Source organism: Butyrivibrio sp. MC2021 (assembly GCF_000621605.1).
GTDB lineage: Bacteria > Bacillota > Clostridia > Lachnospirales > Lachnospiraceae > Butyrivibrio.
In genome coordinates this window covers 25,600-48,578 of sequence record NZ_JHXX01000017.1, presented here as the reverse complement: position 1 = coordinate 48,578, position 22,979 = coordinate 25,600, and the positions used below count along the sequence as shown (strand labels likewise).

Sequence of the window (22,979 nt, the reverse complement as noted above, 5' to 3'; positions counted from 1 at the left end):
CCTTTATTCTCCTGATACCGACAAAACGTACTTTCCGTCAAAATTCGAATTTTGCCATGTGTTCTCTTCATCCGCTCTCGGCAGGATAAAAGAGTGGGTTTTCTCATAAAACATGGCATTCATTCTGGTTATGTCTATCAAGCCGGAATCGTCTTTTTCTATCTTGGAATAGTTAATGGTATAGATGCCATTTTCTCTTTTGATTATCTCATCAACCTGATACCCTTCGCTTCGAATCTCCTCTGCAAGGTCGAAGCCGCAGACATTTGCTAATTCTTCTTCTGAAGCAGCGGTGCCAACATATTCTTTGAAATCCCCAAGAGACTCGTCATAGTAAAAATAGTAGTTCTTATAGGTATGGCCAAGCTCCATGGCCTCTGACTCTTTGCCTTCCTCATACTCATAGAGAGCATCATAATCACTGATAGAAATGGCGTAATCATCAACATCATCGGGTTTAAAGAAGTAGCCCAGCCCGGATATTGCAGATTCCTTGCAGGCTCCGTCTTCTACATAATAAAGATGAGAAATGACATTGGTGGTAAAGATTTCGTTTACGGAAATATAGGTCTTTCCGCCAACATCAAAGGTGTCTACCATTTCAGCCACACCATCAGTAAAGCCAAGATAATTGAATATTTCAGTACACTCCTGAGCGGTTACATACCAAAGCTTTGCCACAGCATTATCCGCTGAATCTGAAGATTCGGAGGCTGTCCTTTCTAAAAGAACAAAGGCCTCTTCTATACCATCGACGTCAAAATCCCCTGTTTGAGAAAAAAGGACATCATCTTTGTCCGCTCCTGTTTCACTCAACAGTTCCTCCACGAGATCTGACTTTTCCTCTATAGATGCAGTATCTGTGCTTTCCACAGTGGCAACACTTGCTGAAACCGCAGGAGCTTCAGTTGACGCTACAGTTGAAGCTTCTGCAGGCTTATCTGATGGTGGAATTGTTTCCGCTTTGGAACATGCAGATATGATTGTTGTTATTGCCACAAGGCCTATGATAATACGCTTTTTCATGTTTTCTCCCGGTTATAAAAATCAGACATAATTATAGCACAGATACCTAGTTCTCTTTTAGAACAATAGTCTCAGCCAAAGAGCCATTTGAAAAGCCCCAGGTTTTTGGTGCCTATCTTAAAGGTTGTCTTTACGCTTCCTACTGCTTTTTCTCCGTTGCCGGAAACAATAATTGTTGCCTTTCCGCGTTTTGTATTGTTTACATATCTTACAGTATAGGAACCTTCCGGTACTTCGATAAAGCTCTTTCCATCCTTTACAAGAACTCTTATTTCCGGTTTTATCTCTTTGCCGGTATATTCCTGCTTTCCAACAGCTACGTCTTTACCCTTAGAATTTTTCTCAAGTGCAACGATCTTAGCTTCGGAAAGGTTAACAATGGAATCATCGGCCTTTCTTACAAAATATGTTGCGATTACTTCCTCGGCCTTATAATTTCCTCTTCCGCTTACCTTAACTATGATTTCCTTTTGCCTAGTGGCATCATCAAACTCTATCTTGCTCTTTTTAGAAAGCTTTGTTTCGTCATCATAGTATTCCACAGAATAATTCTTTGCATTAAGAGCTACTCCATTCATAGAAACATATACATCAGATAAATAGCTTCCGGGCTTTGTATATACTAGATCCGCAGCCTCAACTTTTGCGTTTTCAAATGGGGCAGCGCTTATAGTAAAGGTATTACTCTTAATAGCAGCATGGCCGTTGTAGTTACCAATAAATGAAACTGTATATTTTCCGGTGCCTACTGCTTTGTTATTAGAATAAGATACTGTATAGTCTCTTCCTTCTACAAGCTCATCTGATTCGCCTTCAGCTTTTGCTATAGTAACTGTAACCTTAGGTTCAACCCCATCAGGGCTATAATATATCTCTTCTGAAGGACCAGAAAGTGCTACCTTTATTTCGCTGGTCTTATCAGGAAGGACCTTGAAGGTCTTGGTTACTTTACCCATGTACTCACCGCAGCCTGTGATAATAACTGTTGCAGTTCCGGCATCAACATTCGACTTATAGCTTACAAAATAATCAGTTCCTTCGATAAGAGGTGTCTTTGAATCCCCTGCTGTAACTGTTATCTCGCCTGCTTCTTCCGGTGTTGAGCAGCTTAAAACTACAGGCTCTCCGGTATATACATGAGAAGCTGCTTTTACCTGGGCCTTAATCGTATACTTCTTGGCGCTTTCTGCTTCAAGAAGCTTAACATTTATGCCTTCTATAGTTCCTTTAAAGTTTCCTTTGCCGCTTATATCTACCGTTGTATCAGCTTTTACAGGATCCTTTACACTAAGATCCATGTCTTTAGCTTTTAATGTATAGTCGCCATAAGTGATAACAGGACTGATCTTCTTTCCGCTCTGAACAGTTATCTCTTCGGGGACACTTAAAAGTCCCTTTTCATTTGCTATGCCAAGATCTGCCGGAAGGATATAGAAATCCAAGGTCTTCTTTCCGGAGTAGTTTCCTTTTCCTGTTACGATGACGGTGGAAGCTTTTCCTTTAGTACCGACATTTACATTGTTCTTATATGATATAGTGTAGTCCGTACCCTCATTAAGTATTCCCTTTGCTCCTACAACAAGTACAGATGGTTCTATTGAAACTCCGGTAAAAACAGTCTCATACTGATTATTTGATGCGTTATAAGTAAGTCCATCATATACATCTATTGCAGTATCAAAAAACTGAAGGCTAAATTCATCAATAGGTTTTTCAGTAAACAGTGCATTGATCAAAATGTTCTTATCAACAAGGAAACGATATGTAGCCTGATCTGAAACCAGTACTCCATCTTCATACCATCCGACGAATGTCTTACCTTCCGCAGGTGTTGCTGTAACCTGACAGAATTCACCAACATAGTATATTCCTCCGCCTTCAGCAGTTCCCGGACCCTTTGATGATACTTCAACTAATAAGTCAGTAATTTCATCCCTATTTTGTGTCACATCAGGCTCCAATATATCTCCGTCATTTCCTGTTACAGATAATGATTCTTCGGCTGCATCCACGATAATAGAATCATCCTTATTCACTTTTATCTTCTGGTAGCTTTCTACCTTATCAGGAATAAGTGCTTCACCGGAATACACAAAGGTCGATATCGATACTTCTCCCTCATCATATGCCCGTGCTTCTATCCTAAAATCTCCAGTTTCCGGAAGTATTACGACCTTTTGCCCATCTTCATCCACATCCGTCAGGACTCCATCTTCGATATCAATAGCTTCATTGTCGATGATCTGGCCGACAATATTTCCCTCAGCATCTTTTACAATAATGTCTACAGGGCAATTAAAGATGCTTTTCCTTTTTCCGCTTATTTCTTTTTCATTCAGATAATCATCTATTGAAAGAGTATCAACCCAAGCAAGTGTAAGTTCCGGATAGTGGCTTATTGCAATATAAGGTGATGCCTTCTTAAAATAATTATATGCTTTGTGTACTGAAGGGCTGTCAATCACACCAAGGATTACCACTAAAGTCTTTGCAAGATTCAAATGCCCCTGTTTCATCTTCTGCATGATGATTGAGTATATCGTATTCTGATAAAACATATAGTCATAGGGGCGAGGGAGTATCCTTGTAAGGCACTCCATAAGCGTTTCATCATATGACCGAATCTTCCGATTAGTGCCTGCTTTAACAACCTGTTTATTCAGTCGTTCTTTAGAATAATAGTCCCCCAGGATATTTTTGTATGTTCCCTTCATTTTGTCATAATTACGGGAAAAAGCTTTGCGGCGACTATTACCATCATCAATATAGTATGTTTTTCCAAATCTATGATACATCCAGCCATCGTCATTGAATGGAGCAACAAGTGGTACGAGGTCCACAAGATTGACAATATTGACAATATTATTGTAGTGGCTATCACGATATTTTCCATTTTGGGTGTTCTGTGGACACTCATAACAGAATGCATAGACATTTTCACTTGTTATGCCAGAGATAATACCATCATCAAGCTTAGCAGCCGTAAGATTTGATACTGCTGCAGCCCTGCTATATCCACAGATCCAGATCTTAACCTTTGATCTATCTGTCAGCTTATTCCGTGACAGATATGAACTGATACGTCTAATAACAGTATCTGATGCAATATCGAAGCCGTTATGGTTCTCAGTCAAATGTACTCCTCTGTCTCCGACATTTACGTTACCGGCCCACTCACTTAAATAACCTCCACCTCTGACAGCAACCATTACAAGTGTAAATTCGTCATCACCGTTCCTGACCTGTTTACTTCCAATTGCGGTTCCAATGGTATCGCCATTAGGATTCTCATAATTTATATCATTACTGGTGTAATTAAAGCCTAATTGATTCATAAGTTTTTTTATGTAATAGGCTCTCTGGCTTGTTCCGGTATATTCATCCGGATCCATTGCTGCCATCGCTACACGAAGTGACATCCTTATGAGACTTTCCTGATGCTCATAACTTGATTTGAAAAAGTCATAAAAATCAATTGTATAGTCATATTTGGTTGTTTCTACTTTACCATCATCATTTGAAAGTCCAAATGTAAACTGTCCACTATATGGCTTTAATTCTTCTACATATTCATAGTGAATTTTTGCTTTCTTGAATTTATCATTTCCGCTGGCAATTTCAATCTCTTGAAACTCCTTCTTTGTTCCTACAAAATATACATCCTTTAGGTTATCACAACCATCAAAACTGTTGCCTCCGATGCGACAGAAATACCTTGGGACAATAATTGATTTAAGCTGAGTACAATTCTGGAAAACTCCTGAATTAAGTCGTTCCATTTTGCTTGGAAGCGTTACTGAAGTCAGACTCGTACAGCCCTTAAAAGACCTGTCGCAAAGATCGGAAAGAGAGCCCGAAAGCTTAAGCGTCTCCATGCTTGAACAGCCCTCGAAAGCATTCTGGCTTATATTATAGACAGTATCGGGAAGAATTACCGAAGTAAGGCTGGAGCATCCATAGAAAGCATACATAGCTATGCTTTTCAACGAATTCGAGAATTTGACTGTTCTGAGATTCTTGCAATTTTGAAAAGCATAAAATCCAATTATCTCGACAGAATCAGGAAGTGTTATTTCAGTCAAATTCGTAAAATCGGCAAATGCGCTAGAACCAATATAAGTAACTCCATCTGCTATATCAACATGCTTTATCTGTTTTTTGTATTTTGCCCACGGAACCTCACCTTTGCTATACATCTCCCCTGTTCCATAGATATAAAGCGTATAATCATCATCTTCTTCAAGTGTCCAAAAAAGGGTATCTCCGCATAAGCCATTATCAATTGTCGTAAAGCCCACATCTTCCGCTGGTTCTTCCGTTGTTTCATATTCTTCACTGCTTATCTGATCCGCCTCTTCGGCTTCAGGCAGCTCTGTATCATCAAGAACTATTTCTTCATCCTCTATCAGATAAAGATCATCGCTTTCGTTGACTATTTCCATGTCTGATGCATAAGCAGTAATCCCATTTCCCCCAAACGAAGAAAAAGCAATCACTCCCACAAGTAATACTGATAATGCACGTTTTCCCCACATATAAAACTCCTCCGTAAAAATATACTTGTGAAACTAAATGATACTCATTGGTATTAAATCGTAAGACACTGCCTTTATTATATCATTGTCCTGACTTGTAGCATAAAAAATAGGTGAAAATCGCTTTAAAGTGTGCATTGCACTCGATATTCATCCACACTGATAATAGATTCGTCCCCTACTGTGTATTCCATCAGCTGATTTTTCCCAATATTCCTGATTTAATGATTCCCCTTGTTCACAATGTGAGCTTTTTATACGAAGCAGTTAATGATATACACCATCTCAAAATATCCGTTCCATGATGGCGTTTCGCAGGGTGCAATAGGTATAGCCGTCGTCTTCGTATAGGTCGAAGGTTCCTTCCACGATAATCTTATCGCCATCCTCAGGGAAATCATCGGGGTAAATATATGAATCTATGGGTTCAAACTCCACTCCCTGGGCGCAACAGGCGGTGGCATCGGTTATGATACAGCCGTAGAAGTTCTTGCCCTTTTCTTCGTCATAATAATCTGAAAATATGCCCTCCATGCGGATGACCTTTCCAACATAGCTTTCGGGATAATACATCATGTTGTAGACTTCGGAGTAGATCATGGTGCCTGAAAGAGCCGTCAGATCTATGTAATCCCCATCAGGAGTTGTAACTTCGGTGTCATCCAAAGTGGATGCTTCTATAGAAGCATCAGCCTGTGCCTGAGCCTCCTGTGATGACTCTTCAGAGGCTTCCGCGGAAGAAGGGACGCTTTCTTCCTCGATCACCACGGAGGCATCCTCCTTTGCCATATTTTCAGCCAGGACATCATTGACCGTGGCAGGTCCCGAATTTGTCCTGCTGACGGGGGTACCTGTGCTATTTTCAGCCCCGCAGGCCTGCAAGGTCAGAGCACAAAATACCATTATGGCCGGCAAAACATTTCTTATCCTCATGCTATACCTCCAATCAGCTTCCCTGAGAAGAAGCAGACAAAAAACGCAGCCACATCCACCGCAACGATTGTGGAACCCACCGGGGTTCCAGCCAGAATGGAAATGATGATACCTGCCAGGGCACAGATCACAGAAAAACCTGCCGCAAAAACAGTAACGCTCTTAAAACTTTTAAATACCCGCATTGCTGATAAAGCAGGAAATATCACCAGTGCGGAAATAAGCAAAGATCCCACAAGATTCATGGCAAGAACGATGATAACCGCAATCATCACCGCAACTATAAGGTTGTATCTGTCGGTCTTAACCCCGGTTGCCTTGGCAAAGCTCTCATCGAAGGTCACCGCAAACAATCTGTTGTACAAGATAACAAACATCCCAACAACCACCAGCGACAGAATCACACATGCTGTAACTTCCCCTGCTGTCAGCGTAAGAATCGAGGTAGAACCAAACAATGTACTGCAGACATCCCCTGAAATATTGGCAGAGGACGAAAACACATTCATAAGAAGATAGCCAAAGGCCAGGGCTCCGACTGAAATCATGGCAATCATGGCATCCCCTTTTATCCTGGCGTTATGCCCTCTTTTCAGCAGGACCACTGCGCTCAATATTGTAACCGGAAGTATCAGCGTCATTTTATCAGCCAGCTTAAGAACACTGGCAATGGCCATGGCACCGAAGGCCACATGGGACAGGCCGTCTCCGATAAAAGAAAACCTCTTCAGCACCAGGGTAACTCCCAAAAGGGAGGAGGAAAGTGCGATGAGAACGCCAACAATGATGGCATATCTAACAAAGGGATACTGGAGATATAAAAAGAGTTTTTCCATCATGCTATCGCACCTCCCTCCTGAGTAAATGTCTTTCCCATTCTGCTTCGGAGGTATTCATCTTTACTTCCGAAAAAGATGTTTTCGCCCAGATGCAGGATTTTGCCTGCATATCTGATACAGCTATCTATGTCATGAGAGATCATGATAATGGTGATACCTCCGTCATTTAGCTTTTTTATCTCGCTGTACATCTCGGCTGTGACCTTGGGATCCAGCCCTGAAACAGGCTCATCCAAAAGAAGTATTCTCTCCGCGGCACACAAAGCCCTTGCCAGAAGGACTCTTTGCTGCTGTCCTCCGGAAAGCTCCCTGAAGCATCGCTTCTTCAGACTCTCAATCTCCATCCTTTTCATATTTTCAGCAGCTTTTTGCTTTTCTTTTTTTCCGTAAAAAAATCTGTTTCCCAGGGAGCCTGCACAGCCGGACAGAACAATTTCTGCCACGGTGGCGGGAAAATCCTTCTGAACCTGGGTCTGCTGAGGCAGATATCCTATCTCATTTTTTCTAATGCCATCACCGAAAAGGATCTGCCCCGATATGGGCTCCTGCAGGCCTAAAAGTGTCCTCATAAGAGTAGTCTTTCCCGAACCGTTTTCCCCCACTATACATAAGTAATCGCCGCTTTCTACCTCAAAATCCAGCCCGCTTACTACCGCCCTGTTCTCATATCCAAGGGCAAGATCCTTTACAGTGATAAGTGCCATTTTTACCTCCTGAATCAGTTAAGTGCTTTCTTTAATACTTCAAGATTCTCTTCCATTATTCCCAGGTAAGATGCTCCCGCTTCCACATCAGCACCGGTGGTGGACTGCATGGAGTTCATGGAAAAAATCTCCTGATCCTTAGCCCCGGTATTATTTTTTACGGTTTCAGCTATCTTTCCGTCGCTGCTTTCTATGGTAAGAATTGCGGGAAGTCCCAGTTCATCCACTTTTCCCGCAAGAAAAATGATGGTTTCAAAACTGGCTTCGGTCTCAGCGGAACATCCCACAAAGGCTGCGTAGTATTTAAGGCCATAATCATCCACCAGGTATCTGAAGGGGAATCTGTCTCCGAATAAAACAGTGTCTAAAGAAGCCCCGGCAACAGCAGCTTCATATTCCTTATCAAGACTATCCAGGCCTGATACATAGGCATCTGCGTTTGCCCTGTAGATCTCGGCATTGACAGGATTTATCTCCTCAAGAGCCTTTTCTATGGCTCCGCAGAGCTTTTTAGTATTTTTCAGAGAAAGCCACACATGCTCGTCATATTCAACTTCCTCCTCTTCTCTTTCTTCGCCCTCTTCCTCTTCTTCCTCGGCCTCCATGCCCTCTACTATCTCTTCCTCTTTAATCTCATCCGCCAGGAGCTCCATCAGGTTAATAACCTTCATATTGCCGTTGACTGCTTCCTTAAGGGCATCCTCCACCCACTCGTCAGACTCGCCGCCCACATAGATAAAAAGATTGCAGGTGGATATCTTCAAAATGTCCTCTGCAGAGGGCTGATAGCTGTGAAGGTCCACGCCGTTATCAAGAAGCATTGTTGTCTGTGCCCCGGCGGGATTGTCTCCCAGAATGTTTTTTACCCAGTCGTATTCGGGAAAAATAGTTGTGACAATGCTGATGTCTGAAGGCGCAGCCGCCTTTGCAGTCTGAACATCATCAATAATCGCCGGGGAAGGAGCCTTGCTCCCACAGCCGGACAGGCACAAGATCAGCATGGTTGCAGCAAAAAATACAGAAAGAATTCTCTTCATAATTTCCTCCTATGGTGCACGAAAAATACCTCTGTCATTTCAAGACAGAAGTTTTACGTAATTATTTAATTGTCAGTTACTGTTTATTCAGGAAAAAAAGGCAGAATCTGCCCTTTAAGATACTTAATTATTTAGTCTGACCTTACAGCTGACAGGAGTAGGTGCGCAAAGTATTTCAAAGCTCTGCTTGATCAAAAGAATAGTAAGAACCAGGCAAGCGAATGCCACAGCTGCAGTAAGAATAACACTGCCCAGCTCATTTACAAAGCTCTCACAAACTGCCATGGTCTGACATATGGGACAGTCATCCATGTGGCAGTGATGGTCATACTCCTTAGCTAAAAAGAAGGCAGAGAAAGTCACACCAAGAAGAAGCCAGATGCAGATAAATGCAGCCGACAGCTTCTTTACTATATGAGTTCCGGTAGCTTTGCTAACGCTCATATCTTTTTCTCCTTTGCCTCGTTTAGTCAACTTCATTCTAGTATAGTGTTTGTTGTTGTGTCAAGCTAACACAAATATAGGAAAAAGGCCCGCGCCACAGCGTGATGCGAGCCTTCAGCGATCAATTATTTATTTTTTACTTTTCAAAAACATATACATTCCAGGAAAGAGGCTTAACGTGAACCTTGAGTTCTCCGTTCTCGAAGGTATAATTCTCCTCTTTTTCCGGCATAAGGAGCTCGTCATTTTCAAAGCTGTTCTTAAGATCCATATCCTCTGTGAAAAGTCTGTAGGCTGCGGCAGGTCTGTAGCCTTCAAAGCCCTTAAGGTCAATGGTAAGAGGATACTCGGCGTCCTCGTTTCTGTTGATGGCAAATACAGTAAGGCGGCCGTTTTCCTCATCCCAGGCGGAAGCAGCATCGATGAAGTTGACGCCCTCTTTTCCTGTGTACTGTGAGGTATCTTCGATGGCATAGCCGGGCATATCGTAGGTCTCGCTCTCCACCTTGGTGTCCAGGGATGTTCCCTTGGCATACTGAAGAAGCTGCATGTATACGTAGTGGGAAGCAGATCTCCATACGTGGTCATGGTTTGAAGAAGCCAGTGCTCCCAGGCCTCCTGTCATACAGCCGATCTTAACTCTGTCAGCGTGACGAAGAAGTGCCAGCTGAATTGAAGCCATGGAAAGGGCGTGGAGCATATCTCCGCCGGGGAACTGGCGGTCAGGCATGTTGTCCGGATCGTGGAGAATATATCTTCTCTCGGGATCAAAGCGATAATGATTTCTTGCCATGTTGTATCTTCCATAACCCGGATGAAGAGGCTGGTTGGGCATTACCATTGCTCCGTATTCATCAAAGGAAAGCATCACCTGCTTAGGTGATCTGTGCTTGGAAGCCACGTAATCGATCATGGCGATCTCAGTATTGATGAAGTCCTCGTAGTACAGTGATCCGCCCAAAAGAGACCTGATATCTCCGGGAGGTGCGCTGTGATAGTGATGAACGGAAACATAATCAACTACGTCATAGCACTTGTTAAGTACCGCCTCATCCCAGGAAGGGAAGCCCTCCATAAAAGGTGCTGAGGAGCCGCATACAGCGGTCTTAATGGACTCATCTATCCACTTGATGGCCTTGGAAGTCTCAAGGACCTTGCAGCCGTAGCCCTCAGGATTCTTATCCCAGGCCCCCAGCTGCCAGGGGCCGTCCATCTCATTGCCCAGATACCACATCTTTACATTATAGGGATCCTCGTGACCGTTCTTCTTACGAAGGTCTGACCAGTAGGATCCGCCCTCATGATTGGTATATTCCACCAGGTCCATGGCATCCTGAATCGTGCCTGTTCCCATATTTACGGTATAAAGAGGCTCTGTCCCCACCTTTTGAGCCCACTGAAGATATTCGTCATGTCCCACATCATTCAAAATGTACTGATGCCAGGCGGGATCCAGGTGAACCTTCCTCTGGTCCATGGGACCGATGGAGTCCTTCCACTGCCATGCTGAAACGAAGTTGCCTCCTGGCATTCTCACTGCCGGAAGTCCTGTCTTTTTCAGAGCATCGATAAAATCTCTTCTGAATCCCTGCTCGTCCGCTGTGGGATGCTTGGGATTGAACATGGTTCCGTTGACCATTGTTCCGATCGGTTCAAGGAAAGCCGAAAAGAGCTTGTCCGATATTTCACCCACTTTATAGGCCGGGTGCACCGTGATTTTTGCATTTTGTGCCATTTGCCATACTCTCCCAATTTTTATAGTCAAGATATATATTACCTCAAATTGGCGTAAAATGGCGCAAATATAAAATGACTTTCCCCCATTTGCTGTATTATAATGATTTCGTTGACTTAATATCAGTTGGGGAGGACAAAATGGACAGAATACTCAAGATTATCGACGGCAAACACAAGCTAAAAGAACTGGGATCCCAGGGATTCTCCGGTCTCAAGGTCAAGGGGATGACCTTCACCATGAATTCCTACGAAGCAGAGGGCCTTGGCTACGTTTCAACCATGGTTGCCAAGGGATTTTTCGGACTTCTTCAAATGGATACTCTTATCATCAATCCTACGGTTCTTGATCTTCCGCTTTTTTCCTATGACAGGATCCACGCCTTCGGCAAAGACAAGGCCATGATCGAATTCTACGATACCATGGTTGAGAAAACTTCTCTTGAAAAGCTTCACCCTATCAAAGAAAAAAATATGAACTACGTATTCACTGAGGAGGCTAAACCTGCCTGGTACGACGATGTGCGCCTTCCCGAGACTGTAAGCTATCAGGGAAAAAAGGCAGACACCCCGGCCATTGATGCTATATGCCTTGAATATTACAGGACTTTTTTTGAGATCGAGGCACCCAAGGTAACTGACCCTGAGGCCAAGGCAAGAAAGATCGACTACTATGTAGACGGACTTCTTAATAACGGCGGTCCTGCCACCGACGTATTCGTTCAGAAATTCGGCAAGGAAAAAACTACAGCATTGTTCAAGAAAGTGCTTTTCTTAAGGAATAATCCGACTGTATAATGGTGGGAAAGATTTTATTTGTTGGAGGAACTATGAGAAAAATACTTATTGTTATTGATATGCAGAAGGACTTCGTAGACGGAGCCCTGGGAACCAAAGAGGCTGTAGCCATCGTTCCGGCCGTTGTGGATAAGATCAAAAGCTATGACATAGCTGATGTATTCGCCACAAGAGACACTCATCAGCCCGATTATATGACTACTCAGGAAGGCGCATTTCTTCCTGTTGAACACTGTGTTGAAGGCACTCCCGGATGGGAGCTGGATTCCAGGGTCGCAGAAGTATTAAAAGGTGCAACCCTGGTAGATAAGCCAACCTTTGGCTCAACAGCTCTTGTAGATACGATCAAAAAAATCTCTGAAAAGGAAGAAATCGAACTGGAACTTAACGGTCTTTGCACCGATATCTGCGTAGTTTCAAACGCCCTTATGCTCAAGGCCTTTATGCCTGAAGTTAAGATAAGCGTTGATTCTTCCTGCTGCGCAGGAGTCACCCCCGAGAAGCACGAAGCAGCTCTCGAGACCATGAGATCCTGCCAGATTATAGTAAAATAAGTAATTTCAAAAAGCTGTCAGAGCCTTTTATTATCAGCTCTGGCAGCTTTTTTATACTCTAAAATATCATTTAAAGATAACTGTTTTAAAATCAAAGTAGCATCCCGGCAGGAAAACGAAGGATGCTTCCCACTTTCCACATCTCTCCTTTATCTTAAAGCTCTGATTGGTATAGTCATCACACTGAGTAAATTCCAGTATCTCCCTCTCTTCTGTTCCGGTCTCCTCATCATAGAACCTGAGATGGATGGTATTAGCATTCCTAGGTGCTCTTCCCTCAAGAGTAACACTGGTGGCGCCCTTTTCTCCGAAATCCAGAACTCCAAAGCTCACTGTGACATTGTTTCCAATGGCTTCAATAGCATCAGAGGCCATGGTGTAGGTGTCTCCATATACGGAATCCGCTTCAATAGCAGGTATTCCTGTATAAGCTCTAAGCTGTCTTGCAAAAGAGAAGCCCTTGATATGAACCTTATCGAATACCTTGAAGCTGACGGTCTGAATTCCTGTAAGCCTCTCATCCAGAGTCCAGGTATCCGGCTGATATACGTTCCAGATGGACTTCTTGTGGTAGACAACTTTGCCGATAAGAACAGCTCCTTCGCTTCCGGGAATTCCCTTCCAGATCTCGAAATCGTAGGGATCATCCGACAGCCCAAAGATATCAACTGTTATTTCATTGGAACCGTCTCTTCCAAAATCAACACCCTCAAAGGAAATAACCGTCTCCTCATCTCTGTAGCTGGCTACCCCCTGCTCATTTCCCGCTCCGGTTTTGCCAATGGATGAAGTATAGGAGCTTCCGTAGATATAGCCGTAGGGATCAAGGTAGGCTGTACCTATTCCTGCAACCTCAAATTCAAGCTCTGAGATGACCTTGACGCAGTCCGCGCCATTAGTGGCTTCGCACCTCAATCTGAACTGGCCGTCTCCAAGGGCTGTGATAACGGCTTTATTGCCCTCTGTTTCTATCTTTGCAAGATTGGACTCCGTTCCCTTGCTGTTTAGAGCTCTGAAAGTAAGCTCCTGCCCTACGGCACTTGCAGGGAAAATGTCGGCGGTCACAACGATTGTCTTAGAATCCGGGCCAATCTTTTGTCCTTTGTCCGATGAGAGTCTGATTGCTCTTACAGCTGTAGGTTTCTGAAGCTCCGCTACTATTTCAACCTCAGCGCCTTCAGAGTCACTCTGAACAATAGCCAGGAGTTTGCCTCCAAATAGCCTTCTTGTATCGGCCTTGTAGCTGTCATAATCTGTGCTGTCGCCGTTATCAAGTCCTAAGAGCCTGCCGCCCTTTACTGATACGTGCACATAGTCATTGGCATTTTCCACAGGATTACCCTCAACATCAAGGGCACTTATCTCTGCAAAAATGATATCTCCGAAGGTATTTCCCTTGCCGGCCTTGATATCCAGTTTCACAGTATCTCCAAAGGATTTTCTCACATCCCTTGCTATCTCATTTCCCTTTTCATCATAGACCACGGCCTCCAGGCTTCCCTTTTCATAGATGAGGCTGTAATCCGCGATGATGTGGTTTCCGCTTCCCGGCTCATGGGTAAGGCACTGCCTTCCGAGGCTCTTTCCGTTTAAGAAAAGCTCAACCTCATAGCCGTTACTAGCCACTCTTACATCTATCTCCTGGCCTTCATTGAAGTCCCAGTACGGGAAAATATGAACGAAGGGATCCTTTTCCCTGCTTACCCAGGCAGATTTCCACACATAATAGGCATCCTTGGGAAAACCAGCGGTGTCGATAAGTCCGAAATAGGAATTCTTGGTATGGTAAGGAGTTGGCTCCCCGATATAGTCATAACCGGTCCAGATAAACTGTCCCAGGGAAAACTTAAGATCTCTGTCATAGCAGATGCAGTTTTCTATGCTCTCCGCTCCCCAGCTGGTGGTGCTGTTTTCCAGTGATGAGCACTGAAGGTCTGTATCTGACAAAATCTTTTCCCTGAGAGGAAAATGATAAATGTTCCTGCTCTGAACGATGGAGTAGGTCTCACTTCCATAGATTATCCAGTCAGGATGCTCTTCGTGGTGCTTCTCATAGAAATTCTCAGCGTAGTTATAGCCCACAACCTCCAGCTCCTCGGCGCATTTCTGGGCATTTTCCCAGGGCATATAGTTGGAAGCAGAGGTTACAAGGGCGTTCTTCAGAGGATCATGGACTTCAACAAGCCTTCTAAGTTCCTTTGTGATCTCCCTTCCTCTGTCATCTGCGTGAGTGTCATAGATCTCATTTCCGATACTCCACATAAAGACACTGACATGGTTTCTGTCCCGACGAACCCAGCTGGCCACATCCTTTTCGTGCCACTGCTCCCAGAACTGAGCGTAGTCATAGTCTGTCTTGGCTCTCTCCCACATGTCAAAGGCCTCGGAGTCGATGAAAAAGCCCATTTCATCCGCCAGCTCCAGTACCTCCGGAGCATAGACGTTATGGGAAAGTCTTATGGCGTTGACGCCCAGATCCTTGAACTGGCACATACGCCTTCTCATGGCATTTTTGTTAAAGGCAACGCCCAGTGCCCCAAGATCGTGATGGATGCACACTCCCTGAATCTTGGTGCTCTTTCCGTTTACAAAAAATCCCTCTGCGGGATCAAATCTAAGATCCTTAAATCCGGTTTGTATGCGCTCCTCCTGGAGAACCACGCCTTCTGAGGAAAGGGCTACTCTCAGCTCATAAAGGCTGGGGCTGTCGGGGCACCAGAGCTTTGGCTCAGCTACAAAAAAACTGATCTCTCTACCCTTATCATCTCCAAACTGCTTTGAGAGCTGAACTTCATTTCCTTCAAGGTCAAATAGAGCGCAGGAAACCGTAGCAGATTCTGCCGCTTCTCCCAGTACCTCGGTGCGGACCTTAACTATGAAGCCGCTTCCCTCCTTCTCGGAGTGGACATAGACGCCGTTCTCGGGAATATAGGTCTCCTCCAACTCTTTTATCCAGACATTTCTGTATATTCCGGCGCCGGTATACCATCTGGCGCTGGGATATCTGCTTCTTACTCCTACAAATATGCTGTTTTCCCCGGCTCTGACCAGACCTGACACATCAAGAACAAACTGGGAGTAGCCGTTTTTCCACTCTCCCGCAGGAGCATCATTGATATAGACAACGCTGTCCATGTAGGTTCCATCGAAAATAAGGAAAATCTTTTTGGAAGGATCAGCCACCTCAAAGCTGTTGCAGTACCAGCCGGTGTTGTCCTTATAGAGATTATTGGAATCTTCTATCATCCAATCATGAGGAACGGAAACCTCTGCGAAACTGCCGGCCGCTGCCAATGCAGTCTCATATTCCGTTCCGTATTCGAATTTGCGAAACTTCCATCCGTCATTAAACAGTTTTTTCATACTTCCCCCTTTATTTAAACGCTTTTCTATAATTATACAGGATTATTAAAAGAAAAAGTGAAACTATAACAGTTAAGTTACAGTTTCACTTTTTTATCCTATTCAAAGCTCTTTACCACATAACGGACAATAATTGATGTATTTATCAAATTCCTTGTCCAGCTTCCCGTCAGCGGTGCTAAGGTTCAGCACCAATTCCTTTCTGTCAGGATCGATCTGAAGTGAAGTAATCACTTCTTCGCAATTGTCCCGCAGTATCTTCTCAAAGAATATGACCTCTTCGCCGAAGGAATCTCCGGGTTCCCTTTTCTCACAAAATGTGCACATAGGCGTAATCTCCGATTGATATGATTAGTATATATTTAAACTATATGATACTCACAATATCCGTAAGATACAACACATTATTTGCTTGAAATCTGTTCAAGAATAAAGGGATCCTTAATCTTCTGATCCTGGGCAAAAAGCAGGATCTTGGAAATAACTTCTGCGGTCTTTGGATCATCATCCACAAAAGGAAGGAACAACTTTCCTCTGTGCTGTGAATGTACCGGAAGAACGTTTAACATAGGGCCTCCCGCCAAATGGATCACGCCGCTTCCAAGGTGAACAGTGTACTCTCCTCTTGTGCCCTTGATCTTGGCAAGGCGATCTGTAAAGGTAACGTTGTCCAGTTTGAACAGAGGCAGTGTAAACTCTGCAATGGCCTTTCTCATCTCCACTGTGGAATGTGTGAACTCAGGATCAACTTCTCCTGCATGAGCCACGCTTACAGCCAGATCCACATCTCTCATAACTTCTGAGAAAAGAATATCAGGCACATTCTCTATCTTAAGCTGCTCAAAGGTCTTTCTGTCATAGAAAACAACATATTCCAATGTGGGCGCTTCTATATCAGAGGGTGAGAACCAGTCTGCCAGTGCGTAAATTGAAGCAATGATATTCTTCTTGTAGTACACCTTCTGAAGTCCGTCCTCAATGTCCGCGATCCAGCGTCTTGTCTTAAAAAGGGCCACTGTACGTCTTGGCTGAACCTGATTGCCTGCAAATCTCATGGACCTATGCTTATCCTTTTCTTCCTCGGTCTTAACATACAGCTCTCTGAAGACCTGCTTGAAGGGCTGTATGATCTGCTCATTGAAGATCCTCTTCTGAAGATCGTGCCATACACCGGCCTTATACATGTGATAAGGGTGAGCAACCAGAACCTCATCCTCATCTTTTCTGTCCTCAAAATCAGAGAGAAGGCCGAATGCATCACCAAGCTTGAATATAAGCTTACCTACCATAGGCTTTATTACAGGGCTTCCGAACAGTGCTCTGATCTCCCCCAGGGTAAAGGCTGTCTCCTCCTCCATGGCGTTTTCAAACATCTCTTTTCCTCGTGAGAACTGCATAGACAGGGCCTTTTTGGCCTCTGTGAGTTCCAGGATGTAATCATTTTTCTTAAGTTTTGCAGGAACGCTCTTTAATTTCTTTCCGTCCTTTTCGCAGACAAGAACTACTTTTCCTGCGTCGGAGGCCTCGAGGTAAACCATATAATCCTCGACAGCAGCGGGGTTAAAGTAGCTAAGAAGTCCTTCCGCCACTTTGCTCTCCATCCTTAATATGAATCTCATGCTGTCCTGGTAGCCGTTGGAAATGGCCATATTATCAATGGCGATCTCGGAAGCCAGTTTCTCACTGGCTCTTCTCATCTGGCCGAACTTTCTGCTCTCTTTTTCAAACTTCTGGATAAAGACGTAGCGGTCTCTTAAATCCTCCTCTTTTTTGGAAGGAATTACGCCAAGAGCCATGAGATAATCCTTATTTCTCTTAGCTTCAATCTCCTTCTTTGTCTCTTCTATATCCATTCTTCCCAGAGCCGCATCAGCGTATTTTCTGGCTCTGGTGTGCTTTGAGCCGCTGGTAATGTACTTGCAGGCATCATATAAAAGCTTGAAGTGCTCTTCTCCAAGGCCCTCATAGGCATCCTTGAACCAGTTACTGTCAAAGGCTCCGTTGTGAAGAGCACTGGGAGAAAGAGGTGTAAACTTGGCTATCATGGCCGCTCTCTTTTCATCAAAATACTCATTCATATGAGCCATGAAATAATAGCTTCCTGATAAAAATCCGTTCCAGCCAAGATAATCTCCCACAACTTCAATCCATTCTGGAGCATACAGGGCGGTTTCAAGGAGCTTCTTTTCCGAGATCCTTGTACCCTTGAGAAGCTTCTTAAGGGTCTTAGCATTCTCTCCCTCCCTGGGAATACATACGGAAAGAAGCATGCTCAGAGCCTCCGCTCTATCCGGATTATCTCCGTAGTGACCGTACATGGACCTGTCAAATTTGGTATTACCCAGAGCTACCATCAATCTTACAAAATAATCTGTGCCGTAAATTCTGTTAAGGTGAGATACGTATTTCGAATAGGGTGATACCATCTCGCCTCTGACAAGCTCAGCCTCCACGATCCTTGAGGCTATATCGTCATAGACCTTGTTTATGATCTCAGTAAGTCTCTCATTTCTCTTTTCATCATCATTGTAAAAAAGCTGATCATCAGGCCTGTTGGATGTATAGCTGCGGGTTCTGTTTGCCACGGATCTGCCTTTATCCCTGATGCACTTAACATAATCCGAAAGAATCTCCACGGAATCCTTCATCCAGCGCTCATCCCACAGCATCTTTTTAAAGAAGTCCTCAGAAATAAGGCCTGCCTCATAAGCTCTGATATAATCCTGAATTCCCGGTGCCTTCAAGAAATAGTGGTTACTGCGATAGCCTGTATATCTGAAGGACTGATTGGCCTCGGAGTCAAGTTCTGCCTTGATGTTTGCAGCATACTTAAGGGGGAATACCCTTATAAACTCCTCCGGTGTCAGAGAAAATCTATGCTCATTGTAGTAAAAGCCCTCCATGATATTTCTAAGGGTAAAATGATCAAAAATGCTTCTGTGATGATTGGTCACAACACCGGTGTATTTATTTTTTTCGGTATATCTGTATATTATAGGATTCTTATTCTCATAAAGAAGATAATAAACTGCGGCGGCTGCCAGTTTCCTCAGGAGCTCATCATCTCTGTACTTTTCCTCCAGGAAACTTATAACCTTTCTGACCACTTCGGAGTGTTCCAGAGAAAAGCACTGAATATAGTCATTTCCAAGCAGCTCCTCCAAAGTAGGGTTAAAAAGAGCATCAACTTCCGGATCGTCAGGGAATACCATAAACAATGAGAGCTTTAAAGCATCCTCATAGCTTCCGATCTTCTTTTCATAAAAATCATCCCAGACTTCCTCAAGATGGGCATGACGTTTGTTATCCTCCCAATAGGTGATGGATACCAGGTCGTCTAGCAGAACTTCATCATCGTTATAGTTCTTGAATTCCTTGTCCTTATTTTCTTCTGCTACAGCATCAAGATCATGGAGGATTCCAATATATTTTTCATATTCATTCTTTCTGTCAGCCTTTTTTACAAAGGTTGAAGCAGGGAATACTCTGGCAAATTCTGCCTTGCAGCTCTCTATCCAATCCATATCGATCACAGGCTCGTAATCAGCCTCGGGATTGGGGATAAGGCTGCCTTCTTCTTTCTTTTCAGTGGTAACGCTTCCTCCGTTGATTTCACCTATGAGAACCTTTTCCTGATCGGTGGGATCCGCAATAAGCTCAGTCAGAGAAACAAGCCTGCCGGACTCCTCCTGCCTGTTCTCATCCTTTTTAATAAGAGAAATGATTTCCAGGGCTCCAAGCCTTTTTTCCAGGGATGAAGCGGTCAAAAGTCTCTGCAAACGCTCCTCAAGCTCAGCGCCTTTTAGTCTGCACAGATTCTCAATTGCTCCGGTCCTTATATCGGCCCTTTTAAGCCTGAGAGAATCCTCAAACTTGTCGTAGTCCTCTTTTTCAAGATCCATAAATTTAAGCAGGTTAAAAGCAGCTGACCGAGCCCAGGAATCGGAATTGGTAGTCATGGCTCTTATGGTTTCCTGCTGAACAGGGCGATCCGGCTCAGAAGCAAGAAGCACCAGCAGGTGATATCGCTGTTCAGCCTTATCAAGGCATCTCAGTGTGTCATCCATTCGCTTCTCATCCTCAATGGCACTTGAAATATAAGCCATGGTAGTCATCACATCATTGGCAGAAAGCTTTTCTGAATGCCAGGGAAATACACAGGGGTCAAAAACAAGCTCCTTTTTGGGTATATTTTGCAAAAGTTCCTTCAGACTGTCGAAAAGCTCTTCATATCCTGCTTTATCACCAAGTCTTTCCTCAAATTCAGGAATAATACGAGGAATTGGCTCCTGAATCTTGGTCTTGGAAATATAATCATACAATTTGGGATATGCATCTTTGATTCTTTCCCATGCGATATCCCTGAGCTGCGGTAAGACCATTGCCATAAGCTGCATATTGTCGTTGTGAAGTTTAACGGCCTCAGCCAGAATATCATTAGCTACTTTCATGGCTTTAAGATAGAACATTGCCACCAGCATCTGATGGGCTGTTCCGCTTTTAAGAATCTCTTTTGCCTCTGCGAAGCTGTCGTTGGCATCATGGGCTCCCTTAACCCACAGAGCCATGTAGATCTCCATGGAATCTTCGCTGGTTGAAAGAGCCTTTTTCCTCTCATCCTCATTATTCATATAGAGGTGTAAAAGCGCCAGCTGCTTATTATTGATCCGCTGAATTTCAGAATATCCCGCTCCAAGACCAATCCATGTAGCCGCTGCCCTTACCACAGAGGAAAAACGCATCAGATTGTTGTCCAGAACCACCTTCAAAAGATAGTTAAAAGCTTCCTCTCTTCCGCAGTCCATGCTCTCACAGATCGACTGCCTGATGCCCTCCTGAAGCTGCGCCGCAAGAAGGAGCTTACCAAGAGCCTCATAAAGCCCGGTGTCCTTACTGCGCATAATTCCGGTGATCATGTCCCACTCAATATTGCTGTTATCTTCGAAGATCTGTCTTTCCAGGAAATCGTGAAGCTCCTTATTTCCTCTGTCAAGCTCCGCAGCGATCAGAAAAGAATGTAATAAACAGTTCCTGTGCTCGAGATAGTCCTTTTCATCCGCTGATAAATTGCCTGTGATGATGCTATGAATATCTTTATCTATTACAGAATCCAAATGATAACATTTGAGGATATGGGATATTAGATCAATATTATCGACATATTTCTTATTACGAAGGCATCTGCGATAATACCCCTGTATATTCTGGAAATAGATGGAATCGTCAATACTGGTGTAAAAATCCTCCAGAAGGTCCTCTTTTATCCAGCCCTTGAAATCATCTTTATGTTCTCTGAAAAACTGACTTGGCTTATTGTCAGTATTCTTAAGAAAAGCGGAAATCTTCTTTCCTACCGCTGTTAAATGCATATCTATCTGATAAAAACTGTTGGTTTCTTTCAGGAACTTCTTCACATCCTTGGAATATGTCTCAAGAAGCTCCTGCTCCCGCTTCTCGAAAGCCGCTTTTATCTCATCGTAACCCATATTTACCACATCCTCCCTGCCAGCATCGCCAGCCTTATAAATGTTACCTCATCATTTTCTTTGAGGTTTATCCTGCTCTCCGGTTCACCGGCATCTTCACTTCCTATAAAAAGTTTCACTAGGCCGTCCTTGTAGGCCTGCAGCGCCGTATCAACGGCCTTTTCCCGGGTTATTTCTTTTTCCCCGTACACAATTCCGAAGGCCACTTTCCCCATTTCAGCCATATTGCTGATCTCTTCCTCTGAAAGGACCTTCCCAAAGTTCTCTTCCTCAGTGGGTTTCTTCATAAAAGAATCGTACATGATGTTAACTGTTGCCGTGAGAAATTCTTCGACGGTGGAAAAGCTCTCGGTGTAATCGAATGGTACCGGTTTGATTCGCCTTCCACTCTTGGATAGTTGTTTGACGTTTACATATATTCGCATAATAGCCCCCTTGGCATGATATAGCCTGATTTTACTTTTTTCCCGGACTCAAGTATACAGTATACATGGCGTTTTTAGCCACTTTATTTTGAAGGATACGACAAATAATGCTATACTTTCCTATAGAAGTATTGTTCGGGAGGCAAGTCATGTATTTTTTAATTCGTAATACTTTGGAAGAATGTAGCGCAGCACAATGTCACGATTCGGGTTCTCCGTATGTAGCTGTTCTGACACCTGAGCAGTGGCAGGAGCAGAGCGAAAACTTCGATATGGGTATCGATATTGATATAAATCCTGATGACGTATTTACCACCAAAGCCGAGGTTAACTACGACTCTCTCACCGGAACCTTCTGTATTCCCGCCCAGTCAGCCATAACAGATGAGATCCAGAAGTTCTCTTTTGCACTGGACGAAACGGGAATTGTCTTCATTGATGAGGGAAGAAGCGCTCTATCACTGGTAAAACGCATCCAGAGAAACAAAAAATGGAGAAAACCTTCTCTTGAGAGATTCTTATATGATTTCCTTGAAATGCTGATCCATGATGACCTGCAGATCATGCAGAGATATGAAAGAGAACTTGAGAAGATAGAAAAAGAGATCATGGAAAATACGGAGGAAGCTCCTATCCAGCGAAACAACGAGATCCGCGGCGATATAAGAGACCTTCGTATCCACTATGAGCAGCTTCAGGACTTTGGTCAGGAACTTGAGGAAAATGAGAACGGCTTTTTTGACGAGGACAATCTCAGATACTTCCATATGTTCTCAAGCCGCGTGGACAGGCTCTATGACGCAGCCACCCATCTTCGTGATTACACCATTCAGCTCAACGACCTCTATCAGTCACAGCTTGATGTTAAGCAGAACCGCATCATGACAGTGCTCACCGTGGTTACCACCATCTTCATGCCTCTGACCCTTATCGTCGGCTGGTATGGAATGAACTTCAAGTACATGCCTGAGCTGGAATCAAGACTTGGTTATCCTGTTGTGATCATCGCAAGTCTTATCATCGTGGCCGGAAGCCTTGCATACTTTAAGATCAAAAAGATTATCTGATTTCCCAAAAAAAAGAGTGTATAAAAATATTATA

Annotated in this window: 15 protein-coding genes; 3 read left to right on the top strand and 12 right to left on the bottom strand. The window is 43.8% G+C overall.

Annotated features, from left to right (window positions below; genetic code table 11):
• Positions 1 to 3 precede the first annotated feature (3 nt).
• The 8 genes from T359_RS0115810 to T359_RS0115775 form a co-directional block, all read right to left on the bottom strand.
• Positions 4 to 1,026, bottom strand: coding sequence for a hypothetical protein (locus T359_RS0115810; protein WP_026518310.1), 1,023 nt, complete (start codon positions 1,024 to 1,026; stop codon positions 4 to 6).
• Between the two features lie 71 nt (positions 1,027 to 1,097).
• Positions 1,098 to 5,561, bottom strand: coding sequence for a leucine-rich repeat protein (locus tag T359_RS21855; RefSeq protein ID WP_051545536.1), 4,464 nt, complete (start codon positions 5,559 to 5,561; stop codon positions 1,098 to 1,100).
• Positions 5,562 to 5,846: 285 nt separating this feature from the next.
• Complete coding sequence (locus T359_RS21850) at positions 5,847 to 6,494, bottom strand: hypothetical protein (RefSeq protein WP_051545534.1); 648 nt, start codon at positions 6,492 to 6,494, stop codon at positions 5,847 to 5,849.
• Positions 6,491 to 7,333, bottom strand: coding sequence for a metal ABC transporter permease (locus T359_RS0115795; protein WP_026518308.1), 843 nt, complete (start codon positions 7,331 to 7,333; stop codon positions 6,491 to 6,493). The genes T359_RS21850 and T359_RS0115795 overlap by 4 nt, the downstream gene beginning before the upstream one ends.
• Positions 7,330 to 8,037: a metal ABC transporter ATP-binding protein gene (locus T359_RS0115790; protein WP_026518307.1), complete on the bottom strand. Its 708-nt coding sequence runs from the start codon at positions 8,035 to 8,037 to the stop codon at positions 7,330 to 7,332. The genes T359_RS0115795 and T359_RS0115790 overlap by 4 nt, the downstream gene beginning before the upstream one ends.
• Before the next feature lie 14 nt (positions 8,038 to 8,051).
• The gene (locus tag T359_RS0115785) at positions 8,052 to 9,074 is read right to left on the bottom strand and encodes a metal ABC transporter substrate-binding protein (protein WP_026518306.1); all 1,023 of its coding nucleotides are present in this window, start codon (positions 9,072 to 9,074) and stop codon (positions 8,052 to 8,054) included.
• Positions 9,075 to 9,197: 123 nt separating this feature from the next.
• Positions 9,198 to 9,518 carry a hypothetical protein gene (locus tag T359_RS0115780; protein WP_026518305.1) on the bottom strand — a complete coding sequence of 107 codons (321 nt, stop codon included), beginning with the start codon at positions 9,516 to 9,518 and terminating at the stop codon, positions 9,198 to 9,200.
• 136 nt (positions 9,519 to 9,654) lie between these two features.
• The gene (locus tag T359_RS0115775; protein ID WP_026518304.1) at positions 9,655 to 11,253 is read right to left on the bottom strand and encodes an alpha-L-arabinofuranosidase C-terminal domain-containing protein; all 1,599 of its coding nucleotides are present in this window, start codon (positions 11,251 to 11,253) and stop codon (positions 9,655 to 9,657) included.
• Between the two features lie 140 nt (positions 11,254 to 11,393).
• On the opposite strand from T359_RS0115775, the gene T359_RS0115770 reads away from it, so the two are divergent.
• Positions 11,394 to 12,050 carry a hypothetical protein gene (locus tag T359_RS0115770; RefSeq protein ID WP_026518303.1) on the top strand — a complete coding sequence of 219 codons (657 nt, stop codon included), beginning with the start codon at positions 11,394 to 11,396 and terminating at the stop codon, positions 12,048 to 12,050.
• Between the two features lie 32 nt (positions 12,051 to 12,082).
• Entirely contained in the window at positions 12,083 to 12,604 is a 522-nt protein-coding gene (locus T359_RS0115765; protein ID WP_026518302.1) for a cysteine hydrolase family protein, read from the top strand.
• A gap of 66 nt (positions 12,605 to 12,670) precedes the next feature.
• Here the strand turns inward: T359_RS0115765 and T359_RS0115760 are convergent, their stop codons facing one another.
• The 4 genes from T359_RS0115760 to T359_RS0115745 all read right to left on the bottom strand — a co-directional run bounded on the left by T359_RS0115760 (position 12,671) and on the right by T359_RS0115745 (position 21,878).
• Complete coding sequence (locus T359_RS0115760; protein WP_035784731.1) at positions 12,671 to 15,967, bottom strand: glycoside hydrolase family 2 TIM barrel-domain containing protein; 3,297 nt, start codon at positions 15,965 to 15,967, stop codon at positions 12,671 to 12,673.
• 102 nt (positions 15,968 to 16,069) lie between these two features.
• On the bottom strand, positions 16,070 to 16,294 hold the full coding sequence (locus T359_RS20740; protein WP_035784729.1) for a hypothetical protein: 225 nt from the start codon (positions 16,292 to 16,294) through the stop codon (positions 16,070 to 16,072).
• 77 nt (positions 16,295 to 16,371) lie between these two features.
• Positions 16,372 to 21,453, bottom strand: coding sequence for a DUF4132 domain-containing protein (locus T359_RS0115750; RefSeq protein ID WP_026518300.1), 5,082 nt, complete (start codon positions 21,451 to 21,453; stop codon positions 16,372 to 16,374).
• 2 nt (positions 21,454 to 21,455) lie between these two features.
• Entirely contained in the window at positions 21,456 to 21,878 is a 423-nt protein-coding gene (locus T359_RS0115745; protein ID WP_026518299.1) for a hypothetical protein, read from the bottom strand.
• Between the two features lie 149 nt (positions 21,879 to 22,027).
• On the opposite strand from T359_RS0115745, the gene T359_RS0115740 reads away from it, so the two are divergent.
• Complete coding sequence (locus T359_RS0115740; RefSeq protein ID WP_026518298.1) at positions 22,028 to 22,945, top strand: magnesium transporter CorA family protein; 918 nt, start codon at positions 22,028 to 22,030, stop codon at positions 22,943 to 22,945.
• The last annotated feature ends 34 nt before the right edge of the window (positions 22,946 to 22,979 follow it).